General features: G+C 40.0%; 15 protein-coding genes. 3 read left to right on the top strand and 12 right to left on the bottom strand.

Features of this window, described 5'->3' with window-relative positions; all coding sequences use genetic code 11:
- Positions 1-69 precede the first annotated feature (69 nt).
- Positions 70-2,571: a leucine--tRNA ligase gene (leuS, locus tag D8787_RS02640; protein WP_125420582.1), complete on the bottom strand. Its 2,502-nt coding sequence runs from the start codon at positions 2,569-2,571 to the stop codon at positions 70-72.
- Positions 2,572-2,891: 320 nt separating this feature from the next.
- Between leuS and D8787_RS02635 the strand changes: the two genes are divergently transcribed.
- From D8787_RS02635 to D8787_RS02625, 3 genes are read left to right on the top strand one after another with little or no spacing between them, the layout of a single operon-like run.
- Complete coding sequence (locus tag D8787_RS02635; protein WP_125420580.1) at positions 2,892-3,932, top strand: ABC transporter substrate-binding protein; 1,041 nt, start codon at positions 2,892-2,894, stop codon at positions 3,930-3,932.
- 12 nt (positions 3,933-3,944) lie between these two features.
- Positions 3,945-5,036 (top strand): ABC transporter ATP-binding protein, encoded by a 1,092-nt coding sequence (locus D8787_RS02630; RefSeq protein ID WP_125420578.1) that lies wholly within the window; start codon positions 3,945-3,947, stop codon positions 5,034-5,036.
- Positions 5,026-6,684, top strand: a complete 1,659-nt coding sequence (locus tag D8787_RS02625; protein ID WP_125420576.1) for an ABC transporter permease — start codon at positions 5,026-5,028, stop codon at positions 6,682-6,684. Before D8787_RS02630 ends, D8787_RS02625 begins: the two co-directional genes overlap by 11 nt.
- A 102-nt stretch (positions 6,685-6,786) precedes the next feature.
- Here the strand turns inward: D8787_RS02625 and D8787_RS02620 are convergent, their stop codons facing one another.
- From D8787_RS02620 to D8787_RS02570, 11 genes are all read right to left on the bottom strand, one after another.
- Entirely contained in the window at positions 6,787-7,479 is a 693-nt protein-coding gene (locus tag D8787_RS02620) for a histidine phosphatase family protein (RefSeq protein ID WP_125420574.1), read from the bottom strand.
- A 232-nt stretch (positions 7,480-7,711) separates the two neighbouring features.
- A complete protein-coding gene (locus D8787_RS02615; protein WP_125420572.1) occupies positions 7,712-9,229 on the bottom strand; it encodes an N-acetylmuramoyl-L-alanine amidase family protein in 1,518 nt (505 codons plus the stop codon).
- 17 nt (positions 9,230-9,246) lie between these two features.
- Positions 9,247-10,584, bottom strand: a complete 1,338-nt coding sequence (locus D8787_RS02610) for a PFL family protein (protein ID WP_125420570.1) — start codon at positions 10,582-10,584, stop codon at positions 9,247-9,249.
- Between the two features lie 9 nt (positions 10,585-10,593).
- Entirely contained in the window at positions 10,594-10,860 is a 267-nt protein-coding gene (locus D8787_RS02605; RefSeq protein WP_000644126.1) for an ACT domain-containing protein, read from the bottom strand.
- 264 nt (positions 10,861-11,124) lie between these two features.
- The gene (gene rplQ / locus D8787_RS02600; RefSeq protein ID WP_000331493.1) at positions 11,125-11,511 is read right to left on the bottom strand and encodes a 50S ribosomal protein L17; all 387 of its coding nucleotides are present in this window, start codon (positions 11,509-11,511) and stop codon (positions 11,125-11,127) included.
- An 11-nt stretch (positions 11,512-11,522) separates the two neighbouring features.
- A complete protein-coding gene (locus tag D8787_RS02595; RefSeq protein WP_125420568.1) occupies positions 11,523-12,458 on the bottom strand; it encodes a DNA-directed RNA polymerase subunit alpha in 936 nt (311 codons plus the stop codon).
- Between the two features lie 42 nt (positions 12,459-12,500).
- On the bottom strand, positions 12,501-12,884 hold the full coding sequence (rpsK, locus tag D8787_RS02590) for a 30S ribosomal protein S11 (protein ID WP_001118385.1): 384 nt from the start codon (positions 12,882-12,884) through the stop codon (positions 12,501-12,503).
- Between the two features lie 17 nt (positions 12,885-12,901).
- Positions 12,902-13,267: a 30S ribosomal protein S13 gene (rpsM, locus tag D8787_RS02585; protein ID WP_000090781.1), complete on the bottom strand. Its 366-nt coding sequence runs from the start codon at positions 13,265-13,267 to the stop codon at positions 12,902-12,904.
- 17 nt (positions 13,268-13,284) lie between these two features.
- Positions 13,285-13,401 carry a 50S ribosomal protein L36 gene (rpmJ, locus tag D8787_RS02580; protein ID WP_001808836.1) on the bottom strand — a complete coding sequence of 39 codons (117 nt, stop codon included), beginning with the start codon at positions 13,399-13,401 and terminating at the stop codon, positions 13,285-13,287.
- A gap of 24 nt (positions 13,402-13,425) precedes the next feature.
- Positions 13,426-13,644, bottom strand: a complete 219-nt coding sequence (gene infA / locus D8787_RS02575; protein ID WP_001029883.1) for a translation initiation factor IF-1 — start codon at positions 13,642-13,644, stop codon at positions 13,426-13,428.
- A gap of 116 nt (positions 13,645-13,760) precedes the next feature.
- Complete coding sequence (locus D8787_RS02570) at positions 13,761-14,399, bottom strand: adenylate kinase (RefSeq protein ID WP_001050436.1); 639 nt, start codon at positions 14,397-14,399, stop codon at positions 13,761-13,763.
- Positions 14,400-14,572 lie beyond the last annotated feature (173 nt).

Below are 14,572 nucleotides of genomic sequence, written 5' to 3'. Positions count from 1 at the left end.
ATATTAACAAAATAGAAACTTCCTGTCAAATAAAAAATCCTCCAGATTCTACTCTGAAGGATTCCTATCTTATTTCACAACAATGTTAACTAATTTATTCGGTACCGCAATCACTTTCACGATGTCCTTACCGTCAATTTCTGCTTTGACTTTTTCATCCGCTAAAGCGATTTCTTGTAATTCTTCACGTGATAGGTCTTTGGCTACCATGAGTTTAGCACGGACTTTACCTTTGATTTGGACGACGACTTCGATTTCGTCTTCAACTAGTTTGCTTTCGTCCCATGTTGGCCAAGCCACGTAAGAGATTGACTCACCTGTTGCTGCAACAGTTTGCCAAAGTTCTTCTGCCAAGTGAGGTGCAAATGGTGCAATCAATTGGATAAAGCCTTTGGCATAGTCCACATAGAGCTTGTCTTCCTTGTTGGCAGCGTTGACAAAGACCATAAGTTGGGCAATTGCTGTGTTAAATTTGAGAGATTCGATTTGCTCTGTGACAGCTTTAACGGTTTCGTTATAAATCTTGTCGAGAGAGCTATTGTTTTCTGCAACCATTTCCTTGCTTGTAATCAAACGGTAAACACGGTCAAGGAACTTACGACTTCCTTCCAGACCTTCTTCTGACCAAGCGATTGAAGCATCAAGCGGCCCCATAAACATTTCATAAACACGAAGGGTATCGGCACCGTATTGTTCTACCACATCGTCTGGGTTAACAACGTTCTTGAGGGACTTAGACATCTTGGCTGGCGCTTGTTCCAATTCTTCTCCTGTTTCCACATGGAAGAAAGAACCGTCACGTTTTTCAACCTTGTCGGTTGCCACAAGAGCCCCACGGTGGTCACGGTAGCTGGTTCCCAAAATCATCCCTTGGTTAAAGAGTTTTTGGAATGGTTCCTTAGTTGGAACAACACCGAGGTCATAGAGGAATTTATGCCAGAAACGAGCGTAGAGCAAGTGAAGTACAGCATGCTCTGCACCACCCACGTAGATATCTACTGGCAACCATTGTTTGAGAAGATCCTCATCAGCCAATTTCTCAGTATTGTGTGGGTCAATATAGCGGAGGTAGTACCAGCTTGAACCTGCCCATTGTGGCATGGTGTTGGTTTCACGACGACCCTTGACACCATCTTCACGCGTCACTTCAAGCCAGTCTGTCAAGTTAGCCAATGGACTCTCCCCTGTACCTGAAGGGCGGATGTCCTTGGTTACAGGCAAGACAAGTGGCAATTCACTTTCAGGGACAGCTGTTGAAGTTCCATCTTCCCAATGAATGATTGGAATTGGTTCACCCCAGTAACGTTGACGGCTAAAGAGCCAGTCACGGAGACGGTAGGTAACTTTCTCCTGACCACATCCTTTTTCTTCCAACCAAGCCACAATCTTAGCAATAGCGTCTTCTTTGTTCAATCCATCTAGGAAGTCTGAATTGACATGAAGTCCATCTTCTGTGTAGGCAGCTTCTGCTACGCTTCCACCTTCAAGTACTTCTACGATTGGAAGGTCAAATTGGTTGGCAAATTCCCAGTCACGTTGGTCATGAGCAGGTACAGCCATTACCGCACCTGTTCCATAACTAGCAAGAACATAGTCTGCAATCCAGATTGGAATTTCCTTGCCGTTTACAGGGTTGATGGCATAAGCACCAGTCCAAACTCCTGTTTTTTCCTTAGCAAGATCTGTACGAGCCAAGTCAGACTTGAGACTAGCTTGGTGTTTGTAGTCTGCTACAGCCTCTGCTTGCTCTGGGCTTGTAATCGCATCAACCAAGTCATGCTCAGGAGCCAAGACAGTGAAAGTCGCACCGAAAAGGGTGTCAGGACGAGTGGTAAAGACTGTGAATTCCTTGTCTGTTCCCTTAATTTTGAAGGTTACATTGGCACCAGTTGATTTACCAATCCAGTTACGTTGCATGTCCTTGATAGACTCTGGCCAATCCAACTCATCCAAGTCATTAAGCAGACGCTCTGCATAGGCCGTGATTTTAAGCATCCATTGACGCATCGGTTTGCGGACAACGGGATAGCCACCACGCTCAGAAGTTCCATCAGGAAGAACTTCTTCGTTTGCGATAGCTGTTCCCAATTCCTCAACCCAGTTTACTGGCACTTCCGCTTCATAGGCCAAGCCCTTTTCGTAAAGCTTAGTGAAAATCCATTGTGTCCACTTGTAGTAATTTGGATCTGTTGTGTTAACTTCACGATCCCAGTCATAAGAAAATCCAAGCGCATTGATTTGACGTTTAAAGTTAGCAATGTTTTCCGCTGTAAATTCTGCTGGGTCATTACCAGTATCCATAGCGTATTGCTCTGCAGGCAAACCAAAAGCATCCCAACCCATTGGGTGAAGGACGTTGTATCCTTGCGCACGTTTGTAACGGCTGAGAATATCTGTTGCAGTATAGCCTTCTGGGTGTCCTACGTGCAAACCTGCCCCAGATGGATAAGGGAACATGTCAAGAGCATAAAACTTCGGTTTTGAGGCATCTGTTCCAGTCTTAAATGTATGATGTTCTGCCCAGTAGCCCTGCCACTTAGGCTCAATTTCTTTATGATTGTAAAAACTCATGGTCTCTCTCCAATTTTGTGATGTTACTATTATACCATTTTTGAGGGAATTTGAAAGACGAGAAATGTTCTTTAGGGCTTGAATGGCAAGAAATACTGAATCGCAAATCCAGCTTATGTAGCATTATAAAAAATTAGCTCACACTTGGAGCTAACTTATATCGATTATTTGTCTCTTCCATTTTCTTCCCCCTAGCCTCTTTAACTCATATTTCTCGTTTTAGATTTTTTTAAGGTTTTTATTATATCCTATAGAACTCTGCAAATTATAAATGTTAATCAAATCGCGGAGTGAAAATGTTCGTAAAAAAGGAGATTCTTATGAAAAAATTACTATTCTTTCTCTCTTGTGGATGGATATTTCTTACGTTATCAGGATGTTCTTCAACAACAGAAGCGGAAACTAACACTGAAACAGATTCGGATAATGCTTTGGTTATCTACTCGCCTAACCCTGAAGACCTTATCGAAGAGACAATCCCTGCCTTCGAAGAAAAATATGGTATTAAGGTTGATTTAGTACAAGCCAGCACGGGTGAATTGTTCAAAAAAGCTGAGGCCGAAAAAGAATCACCTGTAGCCGATGTCATTTTCGGAGGCTCCTACGCTCTCTTCTCTACTAACGAAAAACTTTTTGAACCTTATATTTCCCAAGAAAACGACCAGATAAGCCCTGAATATCAAAATAAAACAGGATTCTACACACCTTACACACTGGATGTCAGTGTTATCATTGCCAATTCAGCCCTTACAAAAGATATTAAAATTGAAGGCTACAATGATCTACTCAATCCTAAATTAAAAGGAAAAATCGCTACTGCTGATCCTAGTAACGCTTCTAGCGCCTTTGCACAACTAACAAACATGCTTGTAGACCAAGGTGGATACGAAAATGAACAAGCTTGGACCTATGTGAAAAATCTATTTACCCTAGTAGATGGAAAAATTGCATCTAGCTCTTCAAATGTTTACAAAGCTGTCGCCGATGGGGAAATGGCTGTAGGGCTCACCTATGAAGATCCTGCCTTAAAACTTTTAAACGACGGAGTTGATGTAAAAGTCATTTATCCAAAAGAAGGAACCGTCTTTTTACCTGGTAACGCGGCCATCGTCAAAAATGCCAAACACATGGAAAACGCTAAGAAATTTATCGATTTCATCCTTTCTCAAGAAATCCAAGATAAGCTAGGAACTGAAACTACAATCAGACCTATTCGTAAAAATGCTAAAACCAATAAAAATATGAAGGCCATGACAGAAATCAAGATTGCCACCGAAGATTCAGATTATGTCATTAAAAATAAATCTGCTATTCTTAAAAAATACAATGACATTTTTACAGATATCCAATCTAAACAGTAAAAGAGGTTCACTATGAGTGAGATCAAAATTATTAACGCCAAAAAAATCTATCACGATGTCCCTGTTATTGAGAATTTGAACATTACAATTCCAAAAGGAAGTCTCTTTACCATCCTTGGTCCTTCAGGTTGTGGGAAAACGACCCTTCTTCGTATGATTGCAGGTTTCAACAGTATCGAAGGCGGAGAATTCTACTTCGATGATACAAAAATCAATAATATGGAACCCAGCAAACGCAATATCGGGATGGTGTTCCAAAACTACGCTATTTTCCCACATTTGACTGTCCGAGATAATGTCGCTTTTGGTCTCAAGCAAAAGAAGGTTCCAAAAGAAGAATTAATCCAACAAACCAATAAATATCTTGAACTCATGCAAATTGCTCAATATGCGGATCGGAAGCCCGATAAACTTAGTGGTGGACAACAACAACGTGTCGCCTTGGCACGCGCCTTAGCTGTTAATCCAAGTGTTCTCCTCATGGACGAGCCACTTAGTAACCTAGATGCCAAACTTCGCTTGGATATGCGTCAAGCCATTCGAGAAATCCAACACGAAGTGGGAATTACAACCGTCTATGTGACCCACGACCAAGAAGAAGCCATGGCGATTTCAGACCAAATTGCTGTTATGAAAGATGGGGTGATCCAACAAATCGGCCGACCAAAAGAACTCTATCATAAACCAGCTAATGAGTTTGTAGCAACCTTTATCGGACGAACAAATATTATCCCTGCCAATCTTGAAAAACGGAGCGACGGCGCTTATATCGTCTTTTCAGATGGCTATGCCCTTCGAATACCAGCCCTTGATCAGGCTGAGGCACAAGCTATTCATGTAAGCATTCGTCCTGAAGAGTTTATCAAAGATGAATCTGGAGATATTGAAGGAACTATTAGCGATAGCGTCTATCTTGGACTAAATACGGAGTATTTCATTGAGACAGGTTTTGCCTCAAAAATTCAGGTTAGCGAAGAATCAACTTTTGAAGAAGATCTACAAAAAGGCGATCGTATTCGTCTACGAATCAATACTCAAAAATTAAACGTCTTTTCTGCAGATGGTTCTCAAAACCTGATAAAAGGAGTCAACCATGGAACGTAAAAAACTAAATATTTGGACAGTCTCCTCTTTCTTCATCTTTCTTACCTATCTTGTCTTTCTCGTTTATCCTATCGTTACCGTGCTCAAGCAAGCACTCATACATGAAGGACAATTCTCACTAGCTAATTTCGTCACTTTCTTTAGTAAAGCCTACTACTCTGAGACACTCGTCAACAGTTTCAAGGTTTCAATTACCGCTACTGTCACTTCCTTGGTTGTAGGAACCTTATTAGCTTACCTCTTTTCCATGTATGACTTCAAGGGAAAGAAATTTCTACAAATATTGATTATCATTGCTTCCATGTCAGCTCCTTTCGTGGGAGCCTACTCCTGGATTCTCTTGCTAGGACGAAATGGGGTCATCACAAAATTCCTGACAAATACCTTTCATCTTCCAGCTATCGATATTTATGGATTCAAAGGAATTGTACTTGTCTTTACACTGCAACTATTCCCACTGGTATTTCTATACGTTGCTGGGACAATGAAAAGTATTGACAATTCTCTACTTGAAGCCGCTGAAAGCATGGGTTCCTTCGGATTTAAGCGTATCGTAACGGTTATTTTACCTCTCCTAGTTCCAACCTTACTGGCTGCTGCCCTGCTTGTATTTATGAGGGCATTCTCAGACTTTGGAACGCCTATGTTGATTGGTGAAGGATATCGGACTTTCCCTGTCCTGATTTATACCCAATTTATTAGCGAGGTTGGAGGAAATTCTGCCTTTGCATCTGCTTTAGCAGTTATGGCGATTATCATTGCCTTGGCGATTTTCCTTATCCAAAAATACATTTCAAACCGCTACAGTTTCAGCATGAATTCGCTCCATCCAATTGAGCCTAAAAAAACTACAAAAGGAAAAATGGCTGCCATTTATGCAACAGTCTACGGAATTATCTTGTTCTCTGTTCTACCTCAAGTCTACTTGATTTATACTTCTTTCCTAAAAACATCAGGTATGGTATTTGTCAAAGGTTATTCTCTAAACAGTTACAAGGTAGCTTTCAATCGTATGGGATCTGCTATTTTCAATACCATTCGTATCCCTTTGATTGCCTTAGTTCTAGTTGTCCTATTCGCAACATTTATCTCCTACCTAGCCGTTAGAAAACGGAATTTGTTTACAAACTTAATTGACAGCCTCAGTATGGTTCCTTATATTGTACCAGGAACCGTTCTAGGGATTGCCTTCATTTCTTCCTTCAATACTGGTCTATTTGGAAGTGGATTTCTTATGATTACAGGGACAGCTTTCATCTTGATTATGTCTCTATCTGTCAGAAGATTACCTTATACTATTCGCTCATCTGTTGCTAGTTTGCAACAAATAGCCCCAAGTATTGAAGAAGCCGCTGAGAGCTTAGGAAGTAGTCGTCTCAATACCTTTGCCAAGATTACAACTCCAATGATGCTATCTGGTATTATTTCTGGAGCCATCCTATCTTGGGTCACAATGATTTCAGAACTCTCTACTTCTATACTCCTCTACAATGTCAAAACAAGAACAATGACTGTAGCTATTTATACAGAGGTTCTCAGAGGAAATTACGGTGTAGCCGCAGCCTTGTCAACTATCCTGACTGTTCTAACAGTAGGTTCCTTGCTCTTGTTTATGAAAATCTCTAAAAGCAACAGCATTACACTTTAGTTTTCCCCATCAAAAACAGCCGAAAGAATTACTCTCGGCTGTTTTTTCTTATCTTGTTATTCCTATCAAATCCCTAGTTCATAGCAAGTAAACCTAGACTGATTAAATAGAGGGTTCTTCCATCTTCTCACGCCCTAATTCTCGGTAACTACGGTCACCAACAACTTCAACGCTAAACTGCCCGTCCTCATATTCAAGGATCGTCACGCTACCATTATCGAGACCATGCGGATGCATGCCATTAATCAAATAAACAATAGTACCAATGGTCATTCCGTGGCTGACAACAAGGGCGTTGCCTCCACCTTGCTCTTCCATTTCTTTGGCAATCGCTTCAAAACCTTCCTTGATTCGACCACTGAGTTTTTCCCAGCCTTCAGCCCAACCAGCTGTATCAACTTCTACCAAACCCTCAGCCAGTTCAGCATAAGATAATTGGTGAACATGGTCCACATTAAAGATACGAGGAATAATGCCCATGAAAAGATCGCCATCGTAAGCTCCGTCAAAACTACCGAAACACCATTCTCTGATACGCTTGTCCATGCGATAAGGGATTTTTCCCTGCAAGCCAAGTTCATCAAGGATAATTCCCATTGTCTGAATGGTGCGACCAGAATCACTCGAATAAGCACGCTCAAACTGTAGACCAGATTCGCACAAACCGATTCCTAATTCTTGAATCCCTCGCTCACCTTCAGCTGTTAAGGGAGTATCGCTCCAACCTTGCGCGCGACCAATCGTGTTAAACATGGTCTTACCATGACGTACCAAATACAATCGTACTTTTACCATTTTCCGTCCTCCGTTTGTCTCTATTATATCATGGATGATAAAACAAAAGCCACCCATACAGGTGACTTTTGCAGGAGATTATTATGAAAAAGTTTAGGAGTTCTATTAAATAAAGATATTAGATGAAAATCAAATTCAAACTAAATCAGTGTTATCTGTTTCAAATAATATTAGGAGGTCTTTATTTAATGATTATAGTATACACAGCTAACCTTAAATAGAACTTAAAAAATTATACCCATTCACCTTTTTCATTTACTTTATAACCGTTAATAGTCATGTTTTTTGCCAATTTCCCATCAGCTAACAAGTAATACCACTTATCTCCATCCTTAATCCATTGGTTACGAGCGCACTTGCCGTCTTGGTTCAGATAATACCAACTATCATACTGAGAATCAAATACCCACTCACTCTTAGCCATGTAACCGCCACGTTTTAGGTAATATTCTCCCTGCCAAGCTTTCTCTACATAACTACCAGTTGAATCGACATAAAACCAGCTCTTATAATCTTCATCATAAATCCATTCACTCGCAGCCATTGAAGCATCTGCTTTTAGATAATAACGGCCTACCCAACGGTTTCTTACAAGATTGCCAGAAAGGTCATTGTAGTACCATTTACCAGACTCTTTAAACCAGTTACTTACTTGATGATTTTTCTTAGTCTCTCCAACAGCAGTAACGGTAACTTGAGATGAAGTTGAAGCTGAGGTTGAAGTCCCAGTAGAAACTGCTTGAATGGCCTCTTCTTTCGTAACCTTAGGCTTAGCTTTTCCTTGGTAAACATCTTCGATACGCTTAGTAAAGACAGATAACTCTTCAGGAGATAACATTCTACTATTTTTGTAATTACCATCCTCACGTATATACGCTTCTGTTTTTATCTTTCTAACAGCTTCTTCTACTATATCATCAATCTTACTAAACATAGAAATCTTATCTGATTTCGAAAGTGTATCATCATTACTAATAGCTGTCTTCTCCATAAAAGCAACAGCATTAATTTCTCGGATATTCTTTTCAGTAGGTATTATTGAAATTGAATGATGATTATTAGATAAGAATAAAGCTACTTTCTTAATATAAGCATTTATATCGTCTTTATTATTATCTAATGATAAATACTTATCATTACTAATATCTATCCCCGAATTATGAGAATTTCCATAAAAATAAGAAACACGGGATATCATTTCTTCACTTTCAGAGTTGGTATAATATGGATTTTTCTTAATCTGTGAAATGAGAATATCCCTTTTCTTCAATATAGCAATTTCGGTAATACTATACTTTAATCGTCTATCTATTTCAAAACTTCTTTCTGAATGACTTTCTTTAAATCTAGTTGCACTTTCAGGTATGCTAGCTAAAAAATACTCTAGAAATCGAGGATTTCCCATCTCAGAATTTCCTCTTTCTTCTAAATTTTCTATAAAACTTCTCAAATTATTGTTAAGTACTTCTTGAATCTCGTTCTTAATAGAATCTACATCATTCTGAGAAAAAGAGATTGTGTCCCACTTTTCTTTATCAATCTGTTCAAAGAGACGATGTTTTACTTGCTCTTTAAAATTTTGTAAATCGTTTTTAGTTTCCTCGATTTTTTTCCTAACCTCTTCTGGGCTCACACTAGTAGTAGTTTCATGGCTTTCTTCCTGCGCATAAACTACTTGACTGGCAAAAGTTGGGACTAGTAAAGTCGACAGTCCTAAAGCTACTAAAGCATGTTTCATTTCTTTTTTCATCAATTTCTCCTATTTTCTTAATTTTTAAAGCTATGAATTGGTGCTGGAATTTGTCCTCCACGAGAGATGAAATCGACAGACGAAGCCCCATTGACCTTCATAACGGGTGCAGTACCTAATAGACCACCAAACTCAATCATGTCTCCTTCTTTTCCTTTAGGAATGATACGAACAGCTGTTGTTTTCATATTAATAACACCAATTGCAGCTTCATCTGCAATCATAGCCGCAATGGTTTCAGCAGGAGTATCTTCTGGGATGGCAATCATATCCAAACCAACGGAACAGATAGCCGTCATGGCTTCTAGTTTTTCCAAATTAAGAGAGCCATTTTGCACTGCAGCAATCATCCCCTCATCCTCAGAAACAGGGATAAAGGCACCAGACAAACCTCCAACTTGGTTGCAGGCCATAACTCCTCCCTTCTTAACTTGGTCGTTCAAGAGGGCCAAGGCAGCCGTCGTTCCATGCGTACCAACTGTCTCTAGCCCCATTTCCTCAAGGACACGTGCTACAGAATCTCCAACAGCAGGTGTTGGTGCCAAACTCAAGTCTACAATACCAAACTCCACACCCAGTCTCTCACTAGCCATCTGACCAACCAATTGACCGATACGAGTGATCTTGAAGGCAGTCTTCTTAACAGTTTCGGCTACTACATCAAAGCTCTGTCCACGAACTTTTTCCAAGGCACGTTTCACCACACCAGGACCAGAAACGCCGACATTGATGATAACATCTGCCTCCCCAACACCATGGAAGGCACCCGCCATAAATGGATTGTCCTCAACAGCATTAGCAAATACAACCAACTTGGCCGCTCCCATATCAGAAAGATTTGCCGTTTCCTTGATAATACGTCCCATATCTGCCACAGCCGTCATATTAATACCAGACTTGGTTGAACCGATATTGACTGACGCGCAAACCTTATCCGTTTCAGCCAAAGCACGAGGAATAGAATTGATGAGAATCTCATCTCCCTTTTGATAACCCTTCTGTACCAAGGCAGAAAAACCACCAATAAAGTCCACTCCAATCTCTTTCGCAGCCTTATCAAGCGCTTTTGCCAGAACCACGTAGTCCGTCGCATCTGTCGCTGCCCCTATCAGAGAAATAGGAGTCACCGATACGCGCTTATTAACGATAGGAATTCCCAACTCAGCTGCAATTTCGTCACCAACAGTCACTAAATTAGCTGCCTTGCTCGTAATCTTTTGATAAATTTTCTCCGCAGCACGATTAATATCTGGATCGATACAGTCCAAAAGGGAAATCCCCATGGTAATGGTTCTAATATCGAAGTTTTGCTCCTCAATCATAGCGATGGTTTCAGTAACTTGTCTAATATCCATGATAACCTCCTAGATATTATACATAGCTTCGAAAATCGCTGCACTCTGAATATTGATTTTCACATTCAAAGTTTGCCCAAAAGTTTCAAACTCATTTCGCAGATAAGTAAAATCCTGCTTTTCATCACTAGAGACGACAGCCATCATCGTGAAATATTCATCCAAGACAGTTTGAGAGATATCATCAATATTCAAACCCAATTCTGCAATTTTACCAGAAACACCTGCAACAATTCCAGATTTATCTTTACCAACAACAGTTATAATCGCTTTCATAAGCAAACTCCAATTCTTCTTTTAATAGGAAACCTGAACATTAAACAGGATTCTTTTCAAATAGTATAGCATAATTCTAACTAAAATACTCAAAAACGCCTGCTTACGAAGTTGTTCTTAAGAAAAAAACAATTTCGTAAACAAGCGTCTACTATCCCAACTTATGATGAGTGTTCCCGCTAGGACCGAAATCCTAGCGGTAGACCAGAGCTAGACTAAGAGCACAAGACTCCATCATCATAACACTCAACAAAATTGATGATTTTATACTAATTCGATGATCGCCATTGGCGCTGCATCACCACGACGTGGTTCAGTTTTAAGGATACGAGTGTATCCACCGTTACGTTCAGCATAACGAGGTGCAATTTCTGAGAACAATTTTTGAAGTGCTGTAGTAGAAGTGTACTTATCAGTTGCTTCATCATAGTTTTCAGATGCGATTTCATTACGTACGAAAGCAGCTGCTTGACGACGTGCATGCAAATCACCACGTTTACCTAGAGTAATCATTTTTTCAACAGTTTTACGGATTTCTTTAGCACGAGCTTCAGTTGTCACAATTGATTCGTTGATCAAAAGGTCAGTTGTCAAATCGCGAAGCATTGCTTTACGTTGTGAGCTAGTGCGTCCTAGTTTACGGTAAGCCATGTATTCCTCCTTTATTTATCTTTTAATCCAAGACCCAAATCAATGAGTTTGAGTTTCACTTCTTCCAAACTCTTGCGTCCAAGATTTCGTACTTTCATCATCTCTGCTTCAGATTTTTCTGTCAAATCATGCACAGTATTGATACCGGCACGTTTCAAACAGTTGTATGAACGCACAGACAAGTCCAGTTCCTCAATCGTACGATCCAAAATACGGTCGTCAGATTCAGTATCAGCTTCTTTCATCACTTCAGTTGACTTAGCAATCTCAGTAAGATTTGTAAACAAATCAAGATGTTCTGTCAAGATACGTGCTGAAAGCCCTAAAGCATCTTCTGGAATAATTGTTCCATTTGTCAAGATTTCAAGGGTTAATTTGTCAAATCCATCATTGCTACCTACACGAGCAGGTTCCACTTGATAGTTGACTTTTGTAACTGGTGTATAAATAGAATCTACAGCAAGTGTTCCAACTGGTGCATTATCTTTTTTATTTTCATCAGCAGGTACATATCCACGACCACTGTTAACAGTCATAGTCGCTTTTAGCGAAGAACCTTCACCGATTGTAAAGAGATAATGATCTGGATCTACAATTTCAATATCGCTATCTGTTAAAATGTCACCAGCTGTTACTTCAGCAGGACCTTCAACATCCAGTTCGATGATTTTTTCGTCTTCAACGTACGATTTCACTGCAATTCCTTTAATGTTCAGAATGATTTGCATCACGTCTTCACGAACACCTGGAACTGTGTCAAACTCATGTAACACACCATCAATGTTGATAGATGTCACAGCTGCTCCTGGTAGAGAAGCTAGAAGTACACGACGAAGAGAGTTACCAAGAGTTGTACCGTAGCCACGTTCAAGTGGTTCGATTACAAACTTGCCATAATCTTTATTTTCATCAATTTTTGTTATATTTGGTTTTTCAAACTCGATCATTTAGTTACTCCCTCTTAAACGAAAAGCAGTGTAATGCGATGATTATACACGGCGACGTTTTGGAGGACGAGCACCATTGTGTGGCACTGGAGTCACATCACGAATTGCTGTTACTTCAAGACCAGCGGCAGCAAGCGCACGAATAGCTGACTCACGACCAGAACCTGGACCTTTTACAGTAACTTCAACTGATTTAAGACCGTGTTCTTGTGCAGATTTAGCAGCAGCTTCAGAAGCCATTTGAGCAGCGAATGGTGTAGATTTACGAGAACCTTTGAAACCAAGAGCACCAGCTGATGACCAAGCAATTGCATTACCATGCACATCAGTAATCATAACAATAGTGTTATTAAATGTAGCGTGAATATGAGCAATACCAGATTCGATATTCTTTTTCACACGACGTTTACGTGTTGGTTTAGCCAAGACTTTTACCTCCTATATTATTTTTTCTTACCAGCAATCGCAACAGCTTTACCTTTACGAGTGCGAGCGTTGTTTTTAGTGTTTTGTCCACGGACAGGAAGTCCACGACGGTGACGGATACCACGGTATGAACCGATTTCCATCAAACGTTTGATGTTCAAGTTTACTTCACGACGAAGGTCACCTTCAACTTTGATTGCATCCACTTCACGACGGATAGCATCTTCTTGATCTGATGTAAGATCACGTACACGAACATCTTCTGAGATTCCAGCAGCAGCCAAAATTTTCTTAGATGTTGCAAGTCCGATACCATAAACATAAGTCAATGAGATTACTACGCGTTTGTCATTTGGAATGTCAACTCCAGCAATACGAGCCATGTTTTCTCCTTTCTATCTTATCCTTGACGTTGTTTGTGTTTTGGATTTGCTGGGCAAATTACCATAACACGACCATTACGACGAATAACTTTACAGTATTCGCAAATTGGTTTGACCGATGGTCTTACTTTCATTTCTTATCCCTCCAAGTTTTTCGATTATTTAAAGCGGTAAGTGATACGTCCACGTGTCAAGTCATATGGACTCATTTCGACAGTAACACGATCTCCCGCTAAAATACGAATATAGTTTTTACGAATTTTACCAGAAACTGTTGCTAAAATCTGATGTCCATTTTCAAGTTCAACCGTAAACATTGCATTCGGCATTGTATCAACTACTTTGCCTTCAACTTCAATCACATCGTCTTTTGCCACGCAAAAGCACCTCCATAAATTTCGATTCGATGCCTCTAGACACAGAGACAACAATTATAAGTCAGACTATCTCAGTATAACATTTGTAGCGGATTTTTGCAAGTGTGAAAAACGCTTTATTTCAAATTTGTCAATACTTTTTCGATATCTGAGAAGACATCATTGATATCTTGATTACCTTCGATGTCATGAACCAAACCTTTGGCACGGTAGTGAGCAATGATTGGTTCCCCTTGAGCAATATTTACATCCAAACGACGTTTTACTGTCTCAGGCTTATCATCTTCACGTTGATAGTAATCTTCTTCTTTATAGTCAACTGGTGGGTTAAAGACCTTATGGAAAGTTTCTCCAGTTACGCGGTGGATGATACGACCACTCAAACGTTCCAAGAGGCTGTCTGGATTCACTTCGATGTTGATAACACCTTCTAGTTCGATGCCAAGTTCAGCCAATGTTTTGTCCAAGGCATGAGCTTGTTCAATTGTACGTGGGTAACCATCCAACAAGAATCCTGTTTCTTTAATATCATCTTGTGAAAGACGTTCTTTTACGATTCCATTTGTAACTTCGTCAGGAACCAATTCACCCTTGTCAATGTATGACTTAGCAAGAACACCCATTTCAGTTTGATTTGCCATTGCAGCGCGGAACATATCACCAGTTGAGATATGTGCAACATGGAATTGTTCTACGATTTTTGCTGCTTGAGTTCCCTTACCTGCACCAGGTAAGCCCATAATCAAAAGATTCATGATTTGATCTCCTTATTTTATTTTTAAATAGAAGTAAAAAGTCTTTTCACCCCTATTTAAAAACAAAATAGAAGAGGGGAGACCAAACTCTCACAAATGTTAGAGTTAAACCTCCACTCCCTCAGCATTTACTGATTCATACTCAATGAAAATCAAAGAGCAAACTAGAAAGC

The sequence above is a fragment of the Streptococcus mitis genome (genome assembly GCF_003944325.1).
Lineage (GTDB): Bacteria > Bacillota > Bacilli > Lactobacillales > Streptococcaceae > Streptococcus > Streptococcus mitis_CW.
This window is presented reverse-complemented; position numbering and strand designations above follow the sequence as displayed.